A 22,574-nucleotide genomic window follows, 5' to 3' on the forward strand; every position below is an offset into this window, starting at 1 on the left:
GGAATTTGAAAACATTAGATGTCCACGCTCTTCACGAGGGCATTCAGCATACGATTGAGAAACTGGACAAGCAAAAACAGCAGCTGGAGAAGCTGGAAAAAAGCGTTGAGCATCTGGCAGGCATGAAGGATGCGTTAAAAGGAAAAGGCGGAGATGCGATCCGAACCTTCTACGAGGAGTGCCACAAGCCCTTTCTCCTTTTCTTCGGCATGTTTATCGACGAATACAAAAAAGTACTGAAACAAACGCAGCACGGCATTTCCTCTGTAGAATCCGACTCTCACGGCATGATTGCGGAGGCTTTTCTCTCACATGACGCAAGACACGGAATCAAGCATGCGCGAGAAGTAACAGAGCAGCTTACAGACGCAGTCAATCGCCAGACATCAGCCATCGACCACATCGTCAGCCTGCCAACAGTCAATGACTCCTTTTTTCGGATGGAAACAGAACAGGCTGAGCGACTGATTTCGGACACCCTGCATAAGCTCTTTCAATTTGACGGCCAGCAAACCCAAGCGCTGGAAACAGCAAAATCAGATTTTCAAACGATGAAAAAATACATAGATCAGCTCGAAACGATGTACACCGGGCCGAAAATTGAAATTACAGGCTACAAAAGCGGCTCTATCTTGAAATCAAAGGAAGAAGAAAACATCAACCAAACCTTCGGCGCCATTAACCCGCAAATGAAGCAGGCGGATGATTCTCCGATGGAGATGATGTTGAAGAAGCTAGGAGAGAAAGAAGGCCCTGAAGTTGATTCGCTGGCTGCCCATAATCGCGTAGAACAAATGATAAAGAGTCAAAAAGTCACCAAGAAAGTATATAGTGAAGAGGATATAAAAAAACTACAGAAAATTTATAAAACTATTGATGGAATAACTTACTGTGCCTACATAGATGGAAATATAATTGTCAAGATAGAGTGTGTTGATGAATCTCCAGAACCAGATGACAATGAAAGTGATATAGAGAGATACTTAGAAATGGGTTTGGAGTTATTTAGTGCAGACGATTGGGAACGAGCAGCATTAGGATATGACCCTCATACACATGAAAAACTCTCACTTCTAGATCGATTTAAAGCCGGTGTTAATATAACGCCGCCTGCTAAAGTTATCAAATGGATTCGACGGGGAAATAAACTAGCTAAAGTGTCTAAGAAAGCAGAGAAAGCCACTGATGAAGTTTCGAAAGTTGAGAAAAAGGAGAGAACGGCAGAGAAAGTTGCTAAAGCAGAGAAGAAAAACTCTAAATCAGCAAGTAAAGTTAAATTTTCAGAAATGACAGCTGATGAACAAATAAAAATAGCTAAAGAATATTCCAAGAGGGCTCCAATTAGAATCCCTGATGCTGCAAAAGTAAAAGCTCAATCGAAAACTGATTATGAACAAATAACTTATAAATGGAACGATGGAACATACAAATATGAGGTCAGATGGCACACAAGTACGCCTGGGGCGCCCAAAAACCAAGGGAATACGTGGGTTGTACAAAAAACTGTTCCGGGAAATGGTGGACAACAACCACAAAGGTTCTTTAAAATCGGAGAAAACGAGTGGATTGAAGGACATAAATGGTTTGAAGCTATTAGGGAAAGAAAAGCTGGGACAGCTACTAAAGACCAATTAAGAATTTTAGAAAAAGGTCATTGGAAGGATTGATCGAGTTGTTAAATACAAAGTTTTATGATGGATTTGAAGGTGAACCTGAACTTACCTTATCTGATGGAGAAAACAAGCTCATCATGTGGAATGGATACTTTGAAACTTTATTAAAAGCTTTATTAGATAACAATCTAGAAAAAGAGGGAATTATTAAAGAATACTTTTATCAAGAAGGCTGGTATGATGATTCACCTTGGATAATAGAAGACGTACAATTAGCAATAAACCAAATGAAAAGTTTTGATGTAAGCAAACTAGTTGTTTCAGACGGTTTTAAAAAAGAATTAGTAGAATTAGTTCAAGAGATTATACAATTTCTTGAAAATGCAAAAAACAAAACTATTGTTATTGAATACGATTAAATCTAGAAGCTGGGAAGCAGCTTCTTTTTGAAGTTTGATATAATTTGATTTGAGAGAACGGAAAACTATAATATTTCCAAGCCTAAAGGTTTATGTTAAATCTGTTTGTTATTATTCTCAAAATAATGTTTGGAATATTCTTGAAAAATAAATTTATCGACATATTGTAATAGAAGGAAAATGAAAGCGTTGACATCTCGCGAATCTAGTGCTAAAGTATATCTACAAACAAATAAAGCGACCCGTCAGGATTGTTACTGCGAAAGCAGGCAAAACCTAAATGGTGCAGGTGCAGGAGGAGACTCTCGCAATCTGTGTCATTTAGGTTTTTTTTATTCTCAATTTAGGAGGTGATGCGGCATTTGATACAAAAAAAGCTGGTGAAAGGCGGCCACCTTTCATCCAGCGGGTTCCCCCATAAAAAGGAGGTATTCACATGGATTATGATAAGTTATCGAAAGACATATTACAACTCGTAGGCGGTGAAGACAACGTTCAGCGCGTGATTCACTGCATGACAAGGCTTCGTTTTAATCTTCATGACCATTCGAAGGCAGATCGCGGTCAGCTGGAGCAGCTGCCGGGTGTGATGGGCACTAATATCAGCGGTGGTCAGTTTCAAATTATCATAGGAAATGATGTGCCCAAGGTGTACCAGGCGATGCTGCAGCACGGTAAGCTCAGTGATGAGAAGAGTGCCGGTTCATCATCCCAGAAAAAGAATGTGCTGAGTGCGGTCTTTGATGTGATTTCTGGTGTGTTTACCCCGATTCTTCCGGCGATTGCGGGAGCAGGGATGATCAAAGGGCTTGTCGCGTTAGCCGTTACATTCGGCTGGATGACAGAGACGAGCCAGGCGCATGTGATTCTCTCGGCTGTCGGTGATGGCGCGTTCTATTTCCTGCCGCTCCTGCTTGCAATGAGCGCGGCGAGAAAGTTCGGAAGCAATCCATATGTAGCGGCGGCGATTGGGGCGGCTATTCTGCACCCGGATCTGACGGCACTGCTCGGTGCGGGGAAACCGATTTCCTTTATCGGGCTTCCTGTAACCGCTGCCACGTATTCTTCAACAGTCATTCCGATTTTGCTTGCAATTTGGATCGCATCGTATGTTGAGAAGTGGATTGACCGGGTCACCCACTCTTCTCTGAAGCTGATTGTGGTTCCGACACTGACATTGCTGATTGTTGTGCCGCTGACGCTGATTACTGTCGGTCCGCTTGGCGCTATTTTGGGAGAATACTTGTCTGTCGGTGTGAATGTTTTATTTGATCATGCAGGGCTTATTGCGATGATTTTGCTTGCGGGAACATTCTCTTTAATCATTATGACGGGCATGCATTATGCACTGGTGCCTATTATGATTAACAACATTGCCCAAAACGGGCACGATTACTTGCTGCCGGCTATGTTTTTGGCGAATATGGGGCAGGCCGGGGCATCATTTGCCGTCTTCCTTCGCTCCAGAAACAAAAAATTCAAATCACTCGCGCTTACCACAAGCATCACGGCGTTGATGGGGATTACAGAACCCGCGATGTACGGCGTGAATATGCGTTTAAAAAAACCGTTTGCGGCGGCTTTGCTGGGCGGAGCGGCCGGCGGCGCGTTTTACGGTGTGACGGGTGTTGCTTCCTATATTGTTGGAGGAAACGCGGGTCTGCCGAGTATTCCGGTCTTCATCGGACCAACGTTTATTTACGCCATGATCGGCCTTGTGATTGCGTTCGCGGCGGGAACAGCGGCAGCCTATCTTATTGGATTCGAGGATGTGCCGTCTGACAGTGATCAGCGGCCGTCTGTGTATGAAGGCAGCGGAGAAATCATTCACAGCCCGATTAAAGGTGAAGTAAAGTCATTAAGTGAAGTGAATGACGGGGTGTTTTCTGCCGGGGTCATGGGAAAAGGATTCGCTATTGAGCCTGAAGAAGGAGAAGTCGTTTCTCCTGTTCATGGAAGCGTCACCACTGTTTTTAAAACCAAGCATGCGATTGGAATGACGAGTGATCACGGAGCCGAAATTCTCATACACATTGGATTGGACACTGTGAAGCTGGAGGGGCAATGGTTTACAGCTCACGTCAAAGAAGGCGACAAGGTCGCACCGGGAGATTTGCTCGTGTCCTTTGATCTGGAACAAATCAAAGCGGCGGGATATGACGTCATTACCCCGGTGATCGTGACCAACACAGACCAATATTCGTTTTCGCCTGTAAAAGAAATCGGCAAGGTGAAGACAAAAGAAGCGTTGCTAGCTTTATCTTAAAAAAACTGATGAGGTGATCAATATGAGTGCAAATGCAAAACGATTTCCAGAAGGATTTTTATGGGGCGGCGCGGTTGCTGCCAATCAAGTGGAAGGTGCTTATAACGAGGGCGGTAAGGGGCTTTCGACGGCTGACGTATCACCGAACGGCATCATGTCTCCATTTGATGAGTCGATGTCTTCCTTAAATCTGTATCATGACGGAATTGATTTTTACCATCGTTATAAAGAGGACATTGCCTTATTTGCGGAAATGGGATTTAAGGCGTTTCGCACATCAATAGCGTGGACAAGAATTTTTCCGAATGGCGATGAAGAGGAGCCAAATGAAGAAGGACTCAAATTTTATGACGATCTGTTTGATGAGCTGTTAAAGCATGAGATTGAGCCTGTTGTCACCATCTCTCATTATGAAATGCCGCTCGGCTTAGTGAAACAGTATGGCGGCTGGAAGAATCGCAAGGTCATCGAGTTCTATGAACGCTATGCCAAAACCGTTTTCAAACGCTATCAGCACAAAGTGAAGTATTGGATGACGTTCAATGAAATTAACGTGGTGCTCCATGCGCCATTTACCGGCGGCGGCCTTGTCTTTGAAGAAGGAGAAAACAAATTAAACGCGATGTATCAGGCCGCGCACCACCAGTTTGTCGCCAGCGCCCGCGCTGTCAAAGCGGGGCATGAGATCATTCCTGATTCAAAAATTGGCTGTATGATTGCGGCAACGACAACCTATCCGATGACATCTAAGCCGGGGGATGTCTTCGCGGCAATGGAGAATGAGCGCAAAACACTTTTCTTCTCAGATGTGCAGGCACGAGGCGCATACCCGGGATATATGAAACGCTTCTTGGCAGAAAATCATATTGAAATTGAAATGGCTGATGGCGATGAAGAGATTTTGAAAGAACATACGGTGGATTACATCGGATTCAGCTACTACATGTCGATGGCGGCAAGCACTGATCCTGAAGATCTTACAAAATCAGAAGGCAACCTGCTGGGCGGTGTGAAAAATCCATATCTCAAATCATCAGAATGGGGCTGGCAGATTGATCCGAAGGGCTTGCGCACCACGCTCAATACGCTATATGACCGCTACCAGAAGCCGCTGTTTATCGTGGAAAACGGCCTTGGTGCGGCAGACAAAGTGGAGGAGGACGGCTCTATTCAGGATGATTACAGAATCGACTATCTGCGGGACCATTTGATTGAAGCCCGGGAAGCCATTGCTGACGGTGTCGACTTAATCGGATACACGTCATGGGGACCGATTGACCTTGTCAGCGCCTCCACTGCGGAAATGAAAAAACGCTACGGCTACATTTATGTTGATCGGGACAATGAAGGAAACGGAACATTAAACCGCATCAAGAAAAAAAGCTTCGGCTGGTATCAGCGGGTCATCGCCACAAATGGAGAGAGTCTCTGACAATTTTTTGAATACTCATGCGCTTCAATTGACAATAACCGGAAGCGGGCGGACAATAAAAGAGAAAGGTGAACCACCCACAGTCCGAAAGGCGGGAAGAGCATGTTTAACAAAATGTTAGTTGCGATTGACGGATCAGATATGAGTGCAAAAGCGCTTGATGCCGCAGTGCATTTGGCCAAAGAGCAGCAGACGGAACTAAGCATTCTTCATGTGGGGAGAGAAGCCGTCGTCACGACTTCTTCTCTGACGGGAATGGTCTATGTGCCTGAACATTTTATTGAAGAAATCAGGGACCAGGTTAAAAAAGAAGGCATGAAAATCCTTGAGAAGGCAAAAGAAAATGCAGCCGAGAACGGTGTTCAAGCTGAAATCATTTACGCGAATGGCGAGCCGGCGCATGAGATACTAAATACCGCAAAAGAGAAAGGCGTCAGCCTGATCGTAGTCGGCAGCCGGGGCATCAGCGGCCTGAAAGAAATGATGCTTGGAAGCGTCAGCCATAAAGTGTCTCAATTATCAACTTGTCCGGTTTTAATTGTTCGATAGAAAAAAATTAAATTTCTGCTGAACATCTTGCTAATGATAGCGGCTGAACATCGTCCGAGACTTAAACTTAAACACAACCTTAAATAAACTTGTTTTTTGTAATACAGCTTTACCAAAAGAGGCGCCTCCCTTTGAACAATAAGGGATGACGCCTCTATCTGGTTTGGTTTCAAATCCAACTGCCTAGTTGCCACAGCGTTTTAATTTGTTTTCCCAGTTTCCTATTCGAATGTTAGCTGCCCCGTTCACATAAAAGTCCCGTATGCTCTTAAACATACCTTCCTCTTTTCATTGTTGCTTATTCCATCTATTTCTTTGCTGCTTTATTGGCCGGCGCAAACCAACCGAATAAAGCAATGGCCACTAAAACGCCATAGAAGATCAGCGTCCAGGTGGTGCTGTGCGGAAAGTGATGGTCCAGGATTCCAATATCCTCATGGGCAAGGGTAATGACGACCAGTTTGACACCGACCCAGGCCACAATGGCATATGCGGTTGTTTCCAGTGCGGGGCGCTGATTAAGAAGTTTTACAAACCAGGTTGCTGCAAACTTAATCAGGATAAGCCCTGCAATTCCGCCTAGGACAACAACAATAAATTGTCCTCCATCCATGCCGCCGAAATCATCAAGCGGTGAATCCGGAAGGCCGAGAGCTAAAGCAACCGCAGCAAGAATCGAATCAATGGCAAAAGCGAGGTCCGCTAAAGCAATCTTTCCGACTGTGGGCCAGAAACCTTTTCCGGCAGCCTCCTCTTTTGCCTCCTCATGAATGTTCTCATTTTTTTTCCCGAAACGGGCCTTTATCACATGCTTTAAGCCCAGGTAAAGAAGATACGCTGCTCCTATCGCCTGAATCTGCCAGACATTCGCGATAAACGAAATGGCAAAAAGCGCCGCAAACCTGAAGGCAAATGCCATGATGATTCCATAATTTATCGCTTTTTTCTTCTGATCATCGGGTAAATGCTTGGCGATCACTGCCAGTACAAGGGCATTATCAGCCGATAGCAGTCCTTCTAATCCGATTAAAATTAACAATGTCCAGGCATATTCCAGCCAGATAGACTCCATTAACATCGTTCCTTTCTAAAACGTAAAGTGTGCTGTAAAAGTTGCGATATCAACAGCATTCCCCTTCTCATCTATCGTTAATCCAATTGAGTAGGTTGGTATTTCTTGGGGGCTCTTCGTGTTGGCAAAAACCAGAAATCTACATGTGCAACATGCTAAATGATAAGTGATACATCATTTAAGTATAGTATCCGTGTTGCTTAAAATTACCAAAATGAATAAAGGTATAATGTAAAATGGTGAAAAAAAGAATATAATGAATACAGGTGCAAAGACATTGAGGCGGTAAAGCAACTTCTACCGGTCAGCGTGTCGTTGGAGTAGATAATTAAACGGATAAGATGTCAGAATTTATAGTAAACAATGCTTTCATATGAAGGAAGCAGCCTTATCTGATGTTCAGCAGGCAGAATCTTTGATGTACAGCCTGAACAAAGCCATTGGATTCCAGTATTTTAATCATTTTTGAATTATCAGCAGAATCATTTAAAAGGTCATCTTTAGCTTCTGAGAGGCGCACTTTATTACAGGCTCAAACTTTGTCATAGACGGCGGCTGGACGGCCGGAAAGAAACTATAATAAAGGGAAAAGCACCTTGCATCTGGGGTTATTTTCCATATACATAACTGGAGGTAGAATACACTTGATGCAGCAAGATCTCTCAATCATATCAAAACAAAAATCAACAGCCGTGCTGAAAATGGTCATCTCCATGGTGATTTTCGGTTCCATCGGCTTTTTCTCAGAGCATACCAATTTGCCGTCAGTTGAATTGGTATTCATCCGCTGCCTTTGCGCGACGCTATTTTTAAGCTTCTGCTGGCTGGCGTCCGGCCAGTATAAAACCGAAAAGTGGAGCAAGAGAGAAGTGCTGCAAACATTGGCGTGCGGTTTCTTTCTTGTATTCAACTGGGTGTTCTTATTTAAGTCTTTTGAAGAAACATCTGTCACGATCGCCATCTCGGTTTATCACCTTGCACCGGTGCTTGTTCTTCTCCTGGGGAGCATCATCTACAGAGAAAAATTAAACGTCATCTCCGTCAGTTCCATTATCATCTGTTTTCTGGGAACTGCGCTGATTTCCGGGATTAATGGCAGCACATCACTAACGCAGCTGATGGGATCAGGAATCATTTGGGCCGTTCTCGCCGCACTGTTTTATGCGTTCACTACTTTATTGGGAAAAGGCATTCACAACCTCAGCCCTTACGCGACCACCTTCCTGCAAACCGGTTTAGGGATCATTATCCTGATTCCGTTTATTCACTTTGGCGCTTTTGCCGGCCTGTCTCAGGGGAACTGGATCATGGTGGTGTCTACCGGTATCATTCATACAGGTATTGTGTATTTGCTGTTTTTTGACAGTTTGCGTTTTTTATCAACGAAATTTATTTCAATCATTGTCTTCCTCGACCCGGCTGTCGCGATCGTGCTGGATACCGTCTTCACAGGCTTCCGCCCAGACCTCTATCAAACACTAGGCATCGTGATGATCTTTGCGGGCATGGCTTTGACGCTTGTCAGGAGGCAGGGGAAAGCGGACGTAGTTGCTGAGAATTCTCAAATGTAAAGAAAGCAGCTGTCGAAGGCAGCTGCTTTTGTTTTATTTCCAAACGTTCTCAAGCAGAACAGGAAATGTATCTAAAGAAATGAGTCTATAGTCATTATGTATGTGAGATGCATGATAAATCGCCATAATTTAGTATTTTAGAAGGATTCATCATCTTCTAATCATGATTATCATATTTAAAGGTGATAAAAAGAACTATACGAGAGCGGGAGGAATTACATAATGAAAAAGAAGAAATTGATCATGACCTTCGTTGCTTTTGTTATCGCATTGACAAGCTTTACAGCTATAGATCTTGCCGGTAACAAAGCCCAAGCAAAAGATTGGGTGAAAAAAGGCAGTATATGGACTACCCACTACCATTCAGGCTCTTTCAAAAACTATACGTACTCACCAACATTTCAGATTTGGTATCCAGGTCAAGGAACGAATGCGAGCATTACTGCAAAAGGATCTGGAAGCGGGAAAATAAAAGCCGAGATGCAACAGAAGACAAGTAAAGGGTGGAAAACCATTAAAACGTTTTATGCCAAGAAAAAAGGCTATACTAACCTGAACTACAGTAAAGCATCTAAGAGCTATAAAACAAAATACAGATTTAAATTCAGCAACACAGGAACGAAAAAAACGATTAACTATACGTTCGCTTCTCTTTATTAATCATTTTATGATTAAGCAAAACCCCAGCCTTCACTCAAGGTTGGGGTTTCTGCGTTTGACTCGCCAAATTCTAAAGACAGAGGCTGCGTAAGTGAGGATAGCCGGGATCGTGATGGTGATGAGAAAGACAAAAAGGATGTGTATGGTGTTATGAAGTATGGAAGCTTCAGCAGAAATAAACATACTCCTGATGACTGTGAAAGCCGCAGTAAGACAGAGCATGAACAATGTGATATAGCGGAGGGTATATTCACTTTGTTTGTATTTATCAATCATGGTTGAACGGTCGGAGTAAATCGGCTTCGTTCCGGGTGCGGCGGCAAAGATATGTGTGGTGTATTCAGAACAAACATGCTCCCATCCGGCATTTTCGAATATTTCAAGGTACTCATCTATGTTGTCATCATCGACGGCACGATAGTCCAAGCTATAGATCAGGTTTTGCGGTTCAGCTTTTCTAAGCTTATACCCCATAAACGCAAATGAATCGAGCACCCAGCCTTTGCCGGCCATATCGCTTAGTCTCTTCATATCCTTTTCTTCTGAAAACGCCAATCCTTCGGACATCATATATTTTTTCTGTTTCACGACTAATCCCCTTTCAATTGTTGAAAAGCGCGTTCTCCGTGTTCCGCCATCACTTTTCTGCGCTGAATTTCTTTTTTGAGTAATTCTTGGCCGCGCAGGGTGGTCTGGTATACTTTGCGGCGCGGGTTGTCATTGTTGATTAGCTCAATGATCTCTTTTTGCAGTAATTTCTTTAACAATGTATATAAAGTAGCCGGGCCGATCGTAAAGGAGTCATCGGTCATGTCCTCAATCTCCTGCATGATCGAATATCCGTGTTTTGGTTCCAGCAATGTTAAGACAATGTAATAGGCTGGATCGGTAAGCTGATCCATTTCCTGACGTTGTTTTGGCAAGGGGTCACCTCATTTCTTATATCAACTAATGATATATCATTTATTGATATAATAAAATATTCCTTTTGTTTTGTCAAATCTGCATTCAGTCATCATAAAGAAACAATCACCGAGTATGCATAATGTATGCGTTTACATATAGGGGGAATCTTGATGAAAAAGTGGATGGCTGCGGGTTTTGTGATGATGTTGATGCTGTGTTCCGGTGGGATTGAGAGTGTGAAGGCGGCGGAGCCGAAGGTGTATCAGTTTGATTTTGGGAGCGGTTCGGTTGAGCCTGGTTACATTGGTGTCAGGGCGTCTGATCGGTATAACCTGTCAACGGGCTACGGTTTTCAAACACCGGAGAATATGAAGGATGTGGCGGCATCCGGGACTGGTGTGAAGAGTGATGCGGTTCAGTTTTTGACGTATGGGACGAAAAGCGACAATACGTTTAGCGTGGATCTTCCGAATGGCCTTTACGAGGTGAATGTGACGCTTGGCAATACGGCAAGGGCCAGTGTGGCGGCGGAGGGTGTGTTTCAGGTCATCAATATGACGGGGGACGGTGCGGAGGATACGTTCCAAATTCCTGTCACCGACGGGCAGCTGAATCTGCTGGTGACAGAGGGAAAAGCAGGCACCGCTTTTACGCTCAGTGCCTTGAAAATCAAGAAATTGTCTGATCAGCCGATGACAAACCGAACCATTTATGTCGGCGGCGATTCGACGGTGTGCAATTATTATCCGCTCAACAGCAGCAAGCAGGCGGGCTGGGGGCAGATGCTGCCTCACTATGTCGACAAACACACCTTTCAAGTCAGAAACATGGCGTCCGGCGGGCAGATCGCGAGAGGGTTTCGAAATGACGGACAGCTTGAGGCGATCTTGAAGTATATCAAGCCGGGAGATTATTTGATGTTGCAGCTCGGCATTAATGACACAAATCCGAAGCATAATGAATCTGAAGCGGAGTTTAAGGAGATGATGCGAGATATGATCCGCCAGGTGAAAGCGAAGGGTGCGGAAGTTATCCTTTCAACACCACAGGGACGGGCGACAGATTTTACGTCTGAAGGCATTCATTCGTCTGTCAACCGATGGTACAGGGCTTCTATTTTGGCTTTGGCCGAAGAGGAGAAAACGCACCTCATTGACTTAAATGTCCTTAGTTCGGCTTACTTTACATCAATCGGCCCGGAAAAAACACTCGCGTTATATATGGACGGAGATACGCTGCATCCTAACCGCGCGGGAGCCGACGCACTGGCGCGGCTAGCCGTTCAGGAGTTGAAACGCCAGAGAATTGAAGGATTTTAATACGTCATTTTTCGGCAAAACACATATGCCTGCGTGAATTAGCGTATAATGAGAACATCTGCAAGAGACAGGAGTTTATACATGAGTCATTTTAAAAACTATCAAATCAGTCATGACATTTTACGAGCATTAGAAGGACTGGGATATACAGAACCGACCAAGGTGCAGCAGAGCGTGATCCCCGCTGCCTTAGAACGAAAGGATCTTGTCGTCAAATCACAGACGGGAAGCGGGAAAACGGCTTCTTTCGGGATTCCTCTCTGTGAGCTGGCGGATTGGGATGAAAACAAGCCGCAGGCGCTTATTTTAACACCGACCCGTGAGCTTGCCGTACAAGTTAAAGAGGATATCACAAACATCGGACGCTTTAAACGAATCAAAGCGACTGCCGTGTTTGGAAAGTCTTCCTTTGATAAACAAAAAGCTGAACTGAAGCAAAAAAGCCACATCGTTGTCGGCACGCCGGGGCGTGTACTGGATCATATCGAAAAGGGCACGCTGCCGTTAGACCGTCTGTCCTATTTGGTCATTGATGAAGCCGATGAGATGCTGAATATGGGCTTCATTGAGCAGGTGGAGGCGATTATCAAACATCTGCCGGTTGAGCGTACGACGATGCTGTTTTCGGCGACCCTGCCGGAGGATATTGAGAAATTAAGCCGGCAATACATGCAAAACCCGGAGCATATCGAAATCAAAGCGGCCGGTCTTACCACCAGGAATATTGAACATGCGGTGATTCAAGTACGAGAAGAGAATAAGTTTGCTTTGCTGAAAGATGTGCTGATGACGGAGAATCCTGACAGCTGCATCATTTTCTGCCGGACGAAAGAGCATGTCAATCAGCTGACCGATGAATTGGATAACTTAGGGTATCCGTGCGATAAAATACACGGCGGAATGATTCAGGAAGACCGTTTCGATGTCATGGATGAATTTAAACGGGGCGAGTACCGTTACTTAGTCGCGACAGATGTCGCCGCGCGCGGGATTGATATTGAAAATATCTCTCTTGTCATCAACTATGATCTGCCGCTTGAGAAGGAAAGCTACGTCCACCGCACAGGCCGGACGGGGCGCGCAGGAAACAAAGGAAAGGCCATTTCGTTTGTCACGGCCTTCGAAAAACGGTTTTTAGCTGACATTGAAGAATATATCGGGTTTGAGATTCAACAAATAGAAGCCCCTTCTCAAGAAGAAGTGGCCAAGAAGAAACCTGATTTTCTATCCAAATTGAATGACCGTCCGGAATTCAAAAAGGACAAAAGCGAAGAGCTGAATAAAGACATTATGAAGCTGTATTTTAACGGCGGAAAGAAAAAGAAAATCAGAGCTGTTGATTTTGTAGGAACGATTGCCAAAATTGACGGTGTGTCAACTGATGACATCGGCATTATCACGATCATGGATAACGCCTCTTACGTGGAAATTTTAAACGGAAAAGGCCCTCAAGTTCTCAAAGTGATGAAAAACACAACCGTCAAAGGGAAAAAGCTCAAGGTGAATAAAGCGAATAAATGATGAATGACCTGCTCCCAGTTAAAGGGGCAGGTCATTTTGCTGCTGGCTTATATCCGCGCTGGTCTCCTCCGGGACAAAAGCGAGGATCACAATGCCGATTACAAATAGAACAATCAGGCTGAACACCGCAGTCGAGGATCTCCCGGTAACCTGAGCGGTAACGGCAATGAGCAGCGGTCCCATAATCGAAGCGAATTTTCCGAAAATGTTGTAAAAGCCGAAGAATTCATTGGCGTGGCGCTTTGGCACGAGCTTGGCGAAATAAGAACGGCTGAGGGCTTGAATGCCGCCCTGCGAAGTGGCGACAAGCATCGCCAGTATCCAGAAATCTAGCGTTGTCTCCATAAAATAAGCGTACACACAGACAATCATATAAATGACGATTCCAACGTACAGCATTGTTTTTCCCGTAAAGCGTTCTGCCATTTTTCCGTATACAATGGAAAACGGCGCGGCGACGACTTGAGTGACAAACAGGATGATCAGGAGGCTTGAGGGGCTGATCCCTAAATCAGACCCATAGGAAGTCGACATCGTAATAATCGTGCCGACTCCGTCGATATAAAAGAAATAAGCAAGCAAAAAGAGGAACAGCGCCCGGTACTGCCTAATCCGTTTCATCGTTTGGCCGAGCCGCTTAAAGCTGTTGATAACAATATGAGGTTCTCTTTTGATGAAATAGCGCTGATGGACATGTTTCAGCATCGGGATGGTAAACAGCCCCCACCAGGCAGCCGTTATGAAAAAGGACAGCTGGCTTGCGGCCGATACAGACAGCGGAATCGACTCTGCTTGAGCAAGCAGGATGACAGCAATGCTGATGATAAATGGAATCGTGCTTCCTATGTAGCCTAAGCCAAAACCCCGTGCAGAGATGAGGTTCATTCGGTTCTCCGGGGTGACGTCAACGAGAAAGGCATCGTAAAACACGTTGGCGCCGGAAAAACCGATAGCTGATATCGTATAAAACAGCAATAAAAGCAGCCAATGTTCACTCGGAATAAAGGCTAGCATCGCGGTGCTGGCAACACCGGCTGACACAAAGAAACCGAAAAACTTTTTTTTGCACCCTTCATAGTCGGCGATCGTGCCTAAAATCGGCCCGAGCATCGCAAGAATAAACGTTGAAATCGCAATGGTATATCCCAAATAGGCAGTCGATTGAGCAGCTCCGACACCGCCTTCCGCAGCAGCTGCTTTATAAAACAACGGAAACACCGCGGTGGTCACGACAATCGAGTATGCAGAATTTGCCCAGTCATATAAAATCCAGCTGTTTTCTTGTTTCGTAAAACGTTTCATCACAAGCCCCCTCCTCTGGTAACAATACTTTTATTGTACGAGAAATGGGGCTGAAAAGAATGGAAATCACGTAAATTTTTACAAAATGTTTATGTTTTTGCGTTCCAAATCATACTTTTGGTTTATTGATGGGGATAGGTGTATCTGGTACCATTTAACTACATTTTACGTATTTTCCAGAAGGGATTCAGCAGAGAGGAGACAGAGCATGAGGCGAATAGGCTTGTGTATAAGCCTGCTGGTCACAGTTCTTGTGATGAGCGCATGCGAAAGTGAAGATGAGGCTCAGACGTTTGCAGATCGTGATCAAGAGACGGTCAAACAAACCACAGCCAAACCGATGAGCAATAAGAATAAACAGGACTTCCAGACCCTCCCAAGCGATATGCAGCTGGCGATTGTATTCAGTTCCATGATACGTGTAAGCGAAGCATTTGATTATGGAATCGGCAATCCTGAATACTTTGTTCGGAGCAGCATGACTGAAGAAGAAGCAGACATTGCGAAGGAGAACCTTGGAGCGATTCAACATGCAAACAAACCGCTCAAAAAACAAAACACCGAGGCAATCGCTTTGCTTCAAAAAACCCGCAATCATGGAATGAGCCGCAACGAAATGCAGCAGCTGAAAGAAAATCGTGCTGCTTTTTTTGAGATCACAGAACGTATGATCAAACTCATCAGCCAAGTCACACCGAAAAACGCGAAGAAGACAAGACAGCAGCTGGATCAGCTGAAAAAACAATATACGCAATACAGTGCCGAAAGCGTCAAAATCATGAACAGCATTGTCAAAAAGCAGGGGGCTGACAAGGCAGCATTTGAACGACATCTGGAGGCACTGCTTCAAAAACAGCCCGGGCAGCCGGTGCTGAGTGGATTGTATTGACCTGCTTCCTGCTCTTTCCCTGATGATATTGACCTAGTACAAAAAGAATGTACAATCAAGGTGTAGTTTGTTCTTAGTTGATTGGAGGAACATGTCATGAAAATTGCGAAGGTGATCAACAATAACGTGATCAGCGTGGTCAATGAACAGGGAAAAGAATTGGTCATCATGGGCAGGGGGCTCGCGTTCCAGAAAAAGACCGGCGATGATGTCGATGAAGACCGCATTGAGAAGGTGTTCACGCTCGATAACAAGGATGTATCAGAAAAATTCAAAACCCTTTTGTATGATATACCGATCGAGTGTATGGAAGTATCCGAAGAGATTATCAGCTATGCGAAATTAAAGCTCGGCAAAAAGCTCAACGACAGCATCTATGTGTCGCTGACCGACCATATTAACTTCGCCATCCAGCGCAATCAGAAAGGGCTTGATATCAAAAACGCCTTGCTGTGGGAAACAAAGCGGCTGTACAAAGACGAGTTTGCAATCGGAAAAGAAGCGCTGCACATGGTGAAAAACAAGACTGGCGTGTCTCTGCCGGAGGATGAAGCTGGCTTTATTGCCATGCATATCGTAAATGCCGAGCTGAATGAAGAGATGCCTAATATCATCAATATTACAAAAGTCATGCAAGAGATTTTGAGTATCGTAAAATACCATTTTAAGATTGAATTCAACGAAGAATCGCTTCACTATTATCGGTTTGTCACCCATTTGAAGTTTTTCGCGCAGCGTCTTTTTAATGGCACGCACATGGAAAGCCAGGACGATTTTTTACTGGAGACAGTGATAGAAAAGTACCATCACGCGTATGAATGCACGAAAAAAATCCAAACCTACATTGAGCGGGAGTATAAACACAAGCTCACCAGTGACGAGCTGCTGTATTTAACGATTCACATCGAAAGGGTCGTCAAATGAAAGCGTTGACATTTTTATTTTCTTGTGTTGATTTTTTCTTACATTCACATATGAGGATGTTAGGATTGTTACTGCTAAGCAGGCAAAACCTAAATTGCAATGAGTGCGGATGATCTCTGTCTGTACTGATGGTAATTTAGGTTTTTATTTTTTTCAGAGGGTGATGAGGGCGTTTCATAGGATTGTTACTGGTCAGGCAGGCAAAACCTAAACTACTCGTTCCTATTGCGATAGGGGTAGTTTAGGTTTTTTATTTTTTAGCAGAAGGGATGAAAAATGGGGATTCTTAGCAGCGGCAAAAGGCATTTTACAGCTGGCCGGCGTGGAAGAAAATGCGTTTTCTTCTAAATAAGGGATTCTCTTTGTTCCAGGGATACGAATCACTTCATTTGCCATCGTCTATGCAAGTGCAAGCTGAGCCGGCGTACAATTTTTCAGAGCGGCTATCTCTTGTACTCGATCAACAAATCATCGACTCTTCGGCCGCTTGTATCTCGATTCATTTCCGGAACTAATTCCTTCCTTTTCATAAAAGCGCAGCGTTGAAGAAGGAATACCAAACATGTTGAATTCAATACATTCATCACTTTCATTTTGTTAAAGTTGAGTCTAAGTATAATCTAAAAATGATAGTACAGGATTCTAGTAAGTAAGATTCTTTATTATCATTATTTTGACCGATGTTCCCTTTATAAAAATCATGTATGATCGACAAAGAAAACGCTTTCTCAGAAAGGGGAATGCCAACATGTCATCTTGTATGAAAAGAGTGTTGTTGATTCTTGTCACTGGATTGTTTATGAGTTTTTCTGCAGTCACTTCTAATGCCTCGGCTCAAACAGGTGGATCGTTTTTTGACCCTTTTAACAGCTATAACTCCGGATTATGGCAAAAAGCAAATGGTTATTCGAATGGAAATATGTTTAACTGCACTTGGCGTGCAAATAACGTATCAATGACGTCATTAGGTGAAATGCGTTTGGCGCTAACAAGTCCATCTTATAACAAGTTTGACTGCGGGGAAAACCGCTCTGTTCAAACATATGGATATGGACTTTATGAAGTCAGAATGAAACCAGCTAAAAACACAGGGATCGTTTCATCGTTCTTCACTTACACAGGACCAACGGATGGAACTCCTTGGGATGAGATTGATATCGAATTTTTAGGAAAAGACACAACAAAGGTTCAATTTAACTATTATACAAATGGTGCAGGAAACCATGAGAAGATAGTGGATCTCGGATTTGATGCAGCCACTGCTCATCATACGTATGCGTTCGATTGGCAGCCAAACTCTATTAAATGGTATGTCGATGGGCAATTAAAACATACTGCGACAAGCCAAATTCCGAAAACACCAGGAAAGATCATGATGAACTTGTGGAATGGTACGGGTGTTGATGAATGGCTCGGTTCCTACAATGGTGTAACACCGCTATACGCTCATTACGACTGGGTGCGTTATACAAAAAAATAATGTCAAATGTAATAAGAGCCTGCTGCTTCAATAATAGCCATGCTCTTATGATTGTAATGTGAAATTGTTGGCATGAATCTTCTGATCTGGGCAATACTTACCGAGATTATATCAGTCCTCTTTTGATTCATAAAAATCAGTTTTTTATCGGTCTGATTAATCCAATGTTTTCAGATACGTTAGGAAAAAAACACCTAGAAGACTAGATGCAAATGATCAAAGCTACGGATATCATATTTTAATCGTAGATGTAAAAACCGGCAAAGCAATCGATTCTTTCAGCGTTTTCAATTACTACTATGCATGGGGTGTTGAAAGTCTGCCAGTCATTTCATATATCCAATAAGGTCATTCGCTCGGGCTGTTTCCGCACAAGGAACAGCCTTATTTTAGTTTGCCAGAAGGTGTAGAATGACCGTTTTTTATTTCTTGAAAAATGTTTTCTTGATTTTCTGGTTCAGGCTGTTGAACTGTGTTTGCGGCCGGCATATTCATCAATTTCTTGAATTCACCAATCGTGAGCGGTTTCTTGTCATCACGCAATTCATATCCTATTTGGCCGTTCGCTTCAATCGTTGCATTCTTAATGTCCTTTATGCTGGAGATTCCATGAATCCTCAATCGCATTTCAAGCTGGTCAACTGTCAGCCGCAGTTTTTTCATATTTTCTATATTGAGTTTGCCATCTTCAATCACTGATTTCGCTTTGCCGGTTAAGAACTTTTCCATCCAATTGGCCTTCACCTGGAACCATTCCATGAGTATTAAAGCCGCAGTAAAAATACCGGCTGCCACAAGGGTTTTCCATAAACTTGTCTCTATAATCGGCTGGACAATAATCGTTCCAATGGAAATCATCACCACAGTTTGTGCTAATGTCATCTGGGAGATTGACTTTCTTCCTGAAATTCTTAGCAATATGATGCCGGATATAATTAAAATGAGTGCTTCCCAAGCAAAATTCATGCAATCACCTTTATATTTTGATTTTTCCATAGTATGGTCTTCGATTTTTAAATTATGCAGAACAAAAGGATTTCCGCCAGCGGAAATCCTTTTCTCATTAAAACGAAATAATCCCAATCAAAAGCGCCGCAATCGTCATCACAATCGTTGTCCCCACGGCCCATTTGATGGTGAATTTTTGATGGTCGCCAAAGCTGACGCCTGCCATTCCGACCAATAGATAGGTGGAAGGCACAAGCGGGCTGAGGAGGTGCACCGGCTGGCCCAGCAAGGAGGCCCTTCCGATCTCGGCGGCGTCTATTCCGTAAGCGGTAGCGGCTTCTGCGATGATCGGAAGAACACCGAAGTAAAAGGCGTCATTCGACATGAAAAAGGTGAATGGCATGCTGATGATAGCTGTGATCAACGGCAGATGCGGGCCCATGGCGTCAGGGATGAGTGAAACGAGAGAATGGGCCATCGCATTCACCATTTTCGTGCCTGAAAGAATGCCTGTGAATATGCCTGCCGCAAACACCATCGAGACAACGTTTAACGCGTTTCCCGCATGCGCCGAGATCCGTTTCTGCTGCTCTTTGACATTTGGGTAGTTGACCATCAAGGCGATGGCGAACGCGGTCATAAAAAGAACAGGGAGCGGAAGCAGGCTGGTGATCAGCGCAGCCATGAGGGCGACAGTCAGCAGAAGATTAAACCATTGGAGAGCGGGACGCTTGAGCGGATCTGCATCCTGATCGGAGGCAGGCGCGTGTTCAATCGAAATGACGCCGAGCCGCTTCCGCTCTTTTTTTCCGAGGATATAACTGACTGCAATCACCCAGAGAATGCCGGCGATCATAGCGGGAATCAGCGGTGTGAAGACCTCCGACGTGTCCAATTTCAAGGAAGCCAAAACCCTCGCAGTCGGCCCGCCCCACGGAATAATATTCATGACTCCCGAACCGAGCATCGCAATTCCGGCCAATACCAATCGATTCATGCCGAGCCGTTTGTACAGAGGCAGCATAGCCGCAATGGTAAGCATATAGGTTGTTGTCCCATCCCCGTCCAGCGAAATGGTCATCGTCAGAACCGCTGTGCCGACGGTGATTTTTAACGGGTCTCCTTTGACAAGCGATAAGATTTTGGCAATGAGCGGATCAAACAAACCGGAGTCAATCATTATGCCGAAATACAGGATGGCAAATAACAGCATAATGCCGGTCGGAGCGAGGTCTGTTACACCTTGAATCATCATCTCGCCAAGATCTTTGCCAAATCCGCTGATCAAGGCAAATGCAACAGGAACAACAATCAATGCAATAAGAGCGGAAAGCCGGTTAGACATAATCAGGTACATAAAGACAAGGATCATCACAAAACCGAGTATGGCAAGCACGCTATGACCTCCCTCAGTCGATTTTAAGTAAGCGCTTCCACATTCTCTTTCTGAACAGAAGGCTTATTTCAAATATGTATGTCCTCATACTGATAGGTAGACCTAAAATCCTATTGAACGGATTAGCAGTTTATCTGAAGAAGGCCGCGGGTAAATGTGCTGTAGAATGTTTCGTTTTGAGATATGGAATCAATAAAAGGGGGAACGGACATGAGTGATGATCAAAGCAAACGTGTAAATGAACACTTAAAGGACGAGCAGCTTGAGCAGTACAGAGCCGATAACAGCGGGAAGAAAATGACGACAAACCAAGGCGTGCGGGTGTCAGAGGATGAGCACTCGTTAAAAGCCGGGGTTCGCGGTCCGACGCTGATGGAGGATTTTCACTTCCGGGAGAAGATGACGCACTTTGACCATGAGAGGATTCCGGAGCGTGTTGTGCATGCGCGCGGGTATGGCGTACATGGCTTTTTTCAGGTTTACGAGCCGATGGCCGAGTATACACGGGCCAAATTTCTTCAGGACCCTTCAGTGAAGACACCGGTATTTGTCCGGTTTTCGACGGTCGCGGGTTCTAAAGGCTCCGCAGACACGGTGCGCGACGCCAGAGGCTTTGCGACGAAATTTTATACGGAAGAAGGAAATTATGATCTTGTGGGAAATAACATCCCGGTGTTTTTCATTCAGGATGCGATCAAATTTCCGGACTTGGTTCACGCGTTTAAGCCTGAACCTCATAATGAAATGCCTCAAGCCGCGACCGCTCATGATACGTTTTGGGATTTTGTCGCCAACAATCCTGAGTCAGCGCATATGGTGATGTGGACGATGTCTGACAGAGGCATCCCTCGCAGCTACAGAATGATGGAGGGCTTCGGCGTTCACACATTCCGTTTTGTTAATGAACAAGGAAAGGCGCGTTTCGTGAAATTCCATTGGAAGCCAGTGCTCGGCGTGCATTCTCTCGTATGGGATGAAGCGCAGAAAATTGCCGGGAAAGATGCCGACTTCCACCGCCGCGACTTGTGGGAAACGATTGAAAACGGCGGCATGGTTGAATATGAGCTCGGCGTGCAAATGATTGATGAAGAAGATGAGTTCAAATTTGATTTTGATATTCTTGACCCAACCAAGCTGTGGCCGGAAGAGCTCGTGCCGGTGAAAATCATTGGGAAAATGACGCTGAACCGCAACCAGGACAATGTGTTTGCGGAAACAGAACAAGTCGCATTCCACCCGGGAAATGTCGTGCCGGGCATCGATTTTACAAATGACCCGCTTCTGCAGGGCCGGCTTTTCTCTTATACGGACACACAGCTGATCCGTCTTGGCGGCCCGAACTTCCATGAGATTCCGATTAACCGCCCGGTATGTCCGTTCCATAACAACCAGTACGACGGCTATCACCGGATGACGATCAATAAGGGGCCGGTCGCTTATCATAAAAACTCTCTGCAAAACAATGACCCGTCGCCTGCGACAGCCGAAGAAGGCGGCTATGTCCACTATCAGGAAAAAGTCGAGGGCAAAAAAATCCGCCAGCGGAGCGACAGCTTCAACGATTATTACGCACAGGCGAAGCTGTTCTGGAACAGCATGTCTCCTGTCGAGAAACAGCACATCATCTCCGCCTTCTGCTTCGAGGTTGGGAAGGTCAAGAGCAAGGATGTGCAGCGGCAGGTCGTTGATGTCTTCAGCAATGTGGATGAAGGCTTAGCGGAAGAAATCGCCAAAGGAGTAGGTGTGGCGCCGCCGGCGAAACGTAATGCGTCTAAAGAAATCCTGACCTCGCCTGCGTTAAGCCAAGCCCGCACAGTGAAAACAGCGTCATCAAGAAAAGTGGCTGTTCTCGCTGGAAACGGATTTCATGAAAAAGAGCTGCAAACCGTGCTGGATGCCTTAAAGCAAGAAGGGATCACAGCGGATATCATCAGCCAAACGCTGGGGTACATCACGAGCGGCAACGGCCGGCAGCTTGAGGCAGGCGGCACGTTCCTGACAACTGACTCTGTTCTGTATGATGCCGTCTATGCCGCGGGAGGACCAGAGTTAAAAGACGACAAACACGCGATGGCGTTTATCAGAGAAGCCTACAATCACTATAAGGCGATCGGTGCGGCAAATGAAGGAATTGATCTTCTTCAATCAGCTGTCGGGACAACAGAGGGGCCGGGCCTTGTGACTGCTAAAGATGAAGCTGATTACAACGCCTTCAGCAAGACGTTTATCGAGGCGGTCGCCGCTCACCGCCATTGGGATAGACGAATTTGATCCGCTCCTGTATCTTAAAAGAAGATACTTTTCATA

At 44.8% G+C, this 22,574-nt stretch carries 19 protein-coding genes; 13 read left to right on the forward strand and 6 right to left on the reverse strand.

Annotated elements, in window-relative coordinates:
* Positions 1 to 5: 5 nt before the first annotated feature.
* From V6D44_RS06240 to V6D44_RS06260, 5 genes are all read left to right on the forward strand, one after another.
* Positions 6 to 1,667, forward strand: a complete 1,662-nt coding sequence (locus tag V6D44_RS06240) for a T7SS effector LXG polymorphic toxin (protein ID WP_333516353.1) — start codon at positions 6 to 8, stop codon at positions 1,665 to 1,667.
* 5 nt (positions 1,668 to 1,672) lie between these two features.
* Positions 1,673 to 2,032: a hypothetical protein gene (locus tag V6D44_RS06245; protein ID WP_333516354.1), complete on the forward strand. Its 360-nt coding sequence runs from the start codon at positions 1,673 to 1,675 to the stop codon at positions 2,030 to 2,032.
* Positions 2,033 to 2,468: 436 nt separating this feature from the next.
* Positions 2,469 to 4,298 (forward strand): beta-glucoside-specific PTS transporter subunit IIABC, encoded by a 1,830-nt coding sequence (locus tag V6D44_RS06250; protein ID WP_333516355.1) that lies wholly within the window; start codon positions 2,469 to 2,471, stop codon positions 4,296 to 4,298.
* 22 nt (positions 4,299 to 4,320) lie between these two features.
* Positions 4,321 to 5,730, forward strand: a complete 1,410-nt coding sequence (gene bglH, locus V6D44_RS06255; RefSeq protein ID WP_333516356.1) for an aryl-phospho-beta-d-glucosidase — start codon at positions 4,321 to 4,323, stop codon at positions 5,728 to 5,730.
* Between the two features lie 102 nt (positions 5,731 to 5,832).
* A complete protein-coding gene (locus tag V6D44_RS06260) occupies positions 5,833 to 6,279 on the forward strand; it encodes a universal stress protein (RefSeq protein ID WP_087992020.1) in 447 nt (148 codons plus the stop codon).
* A 307-nt stretch (positions 6,280 to 6,586) separates the two neighbouring features.
* Here V6D44_RS06260 and V6D44_RS06265 read toward each other — a convergent pair whose 3' ends face one another.
* Positions 6,587 to 7,351 carry a TerC family protein gene (locus V6D44_RS06265; RefSeq protein WP_202327839.1) on the reverse strand — a complete coding sequence of 255 codons (765 nt, stop codon included), beginning with the start codon at positions 7,349 to 7,351 and terminating at the stop codon, positions 6,587 to 6,589.
* A 647-nt stretch (positions 7,352 to 7,998) separates the two neighbouring features.
* Here V6D44_RS06265 and V6D44_RS06270 point away from each other — a divergent pair.
* Positions 7,999 to 8,922, forward strand: coding sequence for a DMT family transporter (locus V6D44_RS06270; RefSeq protein ID WP_253269175.1), 924 nt, complete (start codon positions 7,999 to 8,001; stop codon positions 8,920 to 8,922).
* A 222-nt stretch (positions 8,923 to 9,144) separates the two neighbouring features.
* Complete coding sequence (locus V6D44_RS06275; RefSeq protein ID WP_202327840.1) at positions 9,145 to 9,582, forward strand: hypothetical protein; 438 nt, start codon at positions 9,145 to 9,147, stop codon at positions 9,580 to 9,582.
* Positions 9,583 to 9,612: 30 nt separating this feature from the next.
* Here V6D44_RS06275 and V6D44_RS06280 read toward each other — a convergent pair whose 3' ends face one another.
* Complete coding sequence (locus V6D44_RS06280; protein WP_333516357.1) at positions 9,613 to 10,170, reverse strand: DUF2812 domain-containing protein; 558 nt, start codon at positions 10,168 to 10,170, stop codon at positions 9,613 to 9,615.
* Between the two features lie 2 nt (positions 10,171 to 10,172).
* The gene (locus tag V6D44_RS06285) at positions 10,173 to 10,505 is read right to left on the reverse strand and encodes a helix-turn-helix transcriptional regulator (RefSeq protein WP_087992017.1); all 333 of its coding nucleotides are present in this window, start codon (positions 10,503 to 10,505) and stop codon (positions 10,173 to 10,175) included.
* 153 nt (positions 10,506 to 10,658) lie between these two features.
* Here V6D44_RS06285 and V6D44_RS06290 point away from each other — a divergent pair, with 153 nt between their 5' ends.
* A complete protein-coding gene (locus tag V6D44_RS06290) occupies positions 10,659 to 11,807 on the forward strand; it encodes a rhamnogalacturonan acetylesterase (RefSeq protein ID WP_087992016.1) in 1,149 nt (382 codons plus the stop codon).
* 81 nt (positions 11,808 to 11,888) lie between these two features.
* Entirely contained in the window at positions 11,889 to 13,328 is a 1,440-nt protein-coding gene (gene dbpA / locus V6D44_RS06295) for an ATP-dependent RNA helicase DbpA (RefSeq protein ID WP_087992015.1), read from the forward strand.
* A gap of 18 nt (positions 13,329 to 13,346) precedes the next feature.
* Here dbpA and V6D44_RS06300 read toward each other — a convergent pair whose 3' ends face one another.
* The gene (locus V6D44_RS06300) at positions 13,347 to 14,633 is read right to left on the reverse strand and encodes an MFS transporter (protein ID WP_087992014.1); all 1,287 of its coding nucleotides are present in this window, start codon (positions 14,631 to 14,633) and stop codon (positions 13,347 to 13,349) included.
* A 205-nt stretch (positions 14,634 to 14,838) separates the two neighbouring features.
* On the opposite strand from V6D44_RS06300, the gene V6D44_RS06305 reads away from it, so the two are divergent.
* The 3 genes from V6D44_RS06305 (at position 14,839) to bglS (ending at position 17,923) form a co-directional block, all read left to right on the forward strand.
* Positions 14,839 to 15,519 carry a hypothetical protein gene (locus V6D44_RS06305; RefSeq protein ID WP_202327843.1) on the forward strand — a complete coding sequence of 227 codons (681 nt, stop codon included), beginning with the start codon at positions 14,839 to 14,841 and terminating at the stop codon, positions 15,517 to 15,519.
* 96 nt (positions 15,520 to 15,615) lie between these two features.
* The gene (gene licT, locus V6D44_RS06310) at positions 15,616 to 16,443 is read left to right on the forward strand and encodes a transcriptional antiterminator LicT (protein WP_148963314.1); all 828 of its coding nucleotides are present in this window, start codon (positions 15,616 to 15,618) and stop codon (positions 16,441 to 16,443) included.
* Positions 16,444 to 17,191: 748 nt separating this feature from the next.
* Complete coding sequence (gene bglS, locus V6D44_RS06315; RefSeq protein ID WP_087993272.1) at positions 17,192 to 17,923, forward strand: beta-glucanase; 732 nt, start codon at positions 17,192 to 17,194, stop codon at positions 17,921 to 17,923.
* Positions 17,924 to 18,307: 384 nt separating this feature from the next.
* On the opposite strand, the gene V6D44_RS06320 is transcribed toward bglS, so the two are convergent.
* On the reverse strand, positions 18,308 to 18,889 hold the full coding sequence (locus tag V6D44_RS06320) for a DUF421 domain-containing protein (RefSeq protein WP_333516358.1): 582 nt from the start codon (positions 18,887 to 18,889) through the stop codon (positions 18,308 to 18,310).
* A 97-nt stretch (positions 18,890 to 18,986) separates the two neighbouring features.
* Positions 18,987 to 20,267: a citrate transporter CitH gene (gene citH, locus V6D44_RS06325; protein ID WP_333516359.1), complete on the reverse strand. Its 1,281-nt coding sequence runs from the start codon at positions 20,265 to 20,267 to the stop codon at positions 18,987 to 18,989.
* Positions 20,268 to 20,477: 210 nt separating this feature from the next.
* Between citH and V6D44_RS06330 the strand changes: the two genes are divergently transcribed.
* Complete coding sequence (locus tag V6D44_RS06330; protein WP_333516360.1) at positions 20,478 to 22,538, forward strand: catalase; 2,061 nt, start codon at positions 20,478 to 20,480, stop codon at positions 22,536 to 22,538.
* The last annotated feature ends 36 nt before the right edge of the window (positions 22,539 to 22,574 follow it).

The sequence above is a fragment of the Bacillus sp. 0209A genome (assembly GCF_036765095.1).
Taxonomy (GTDB): Bacteria; Bacillota; Bacilli; order Bacillales; family Bacillaceae; genus Bacillus; species Bacillus subtilis_G.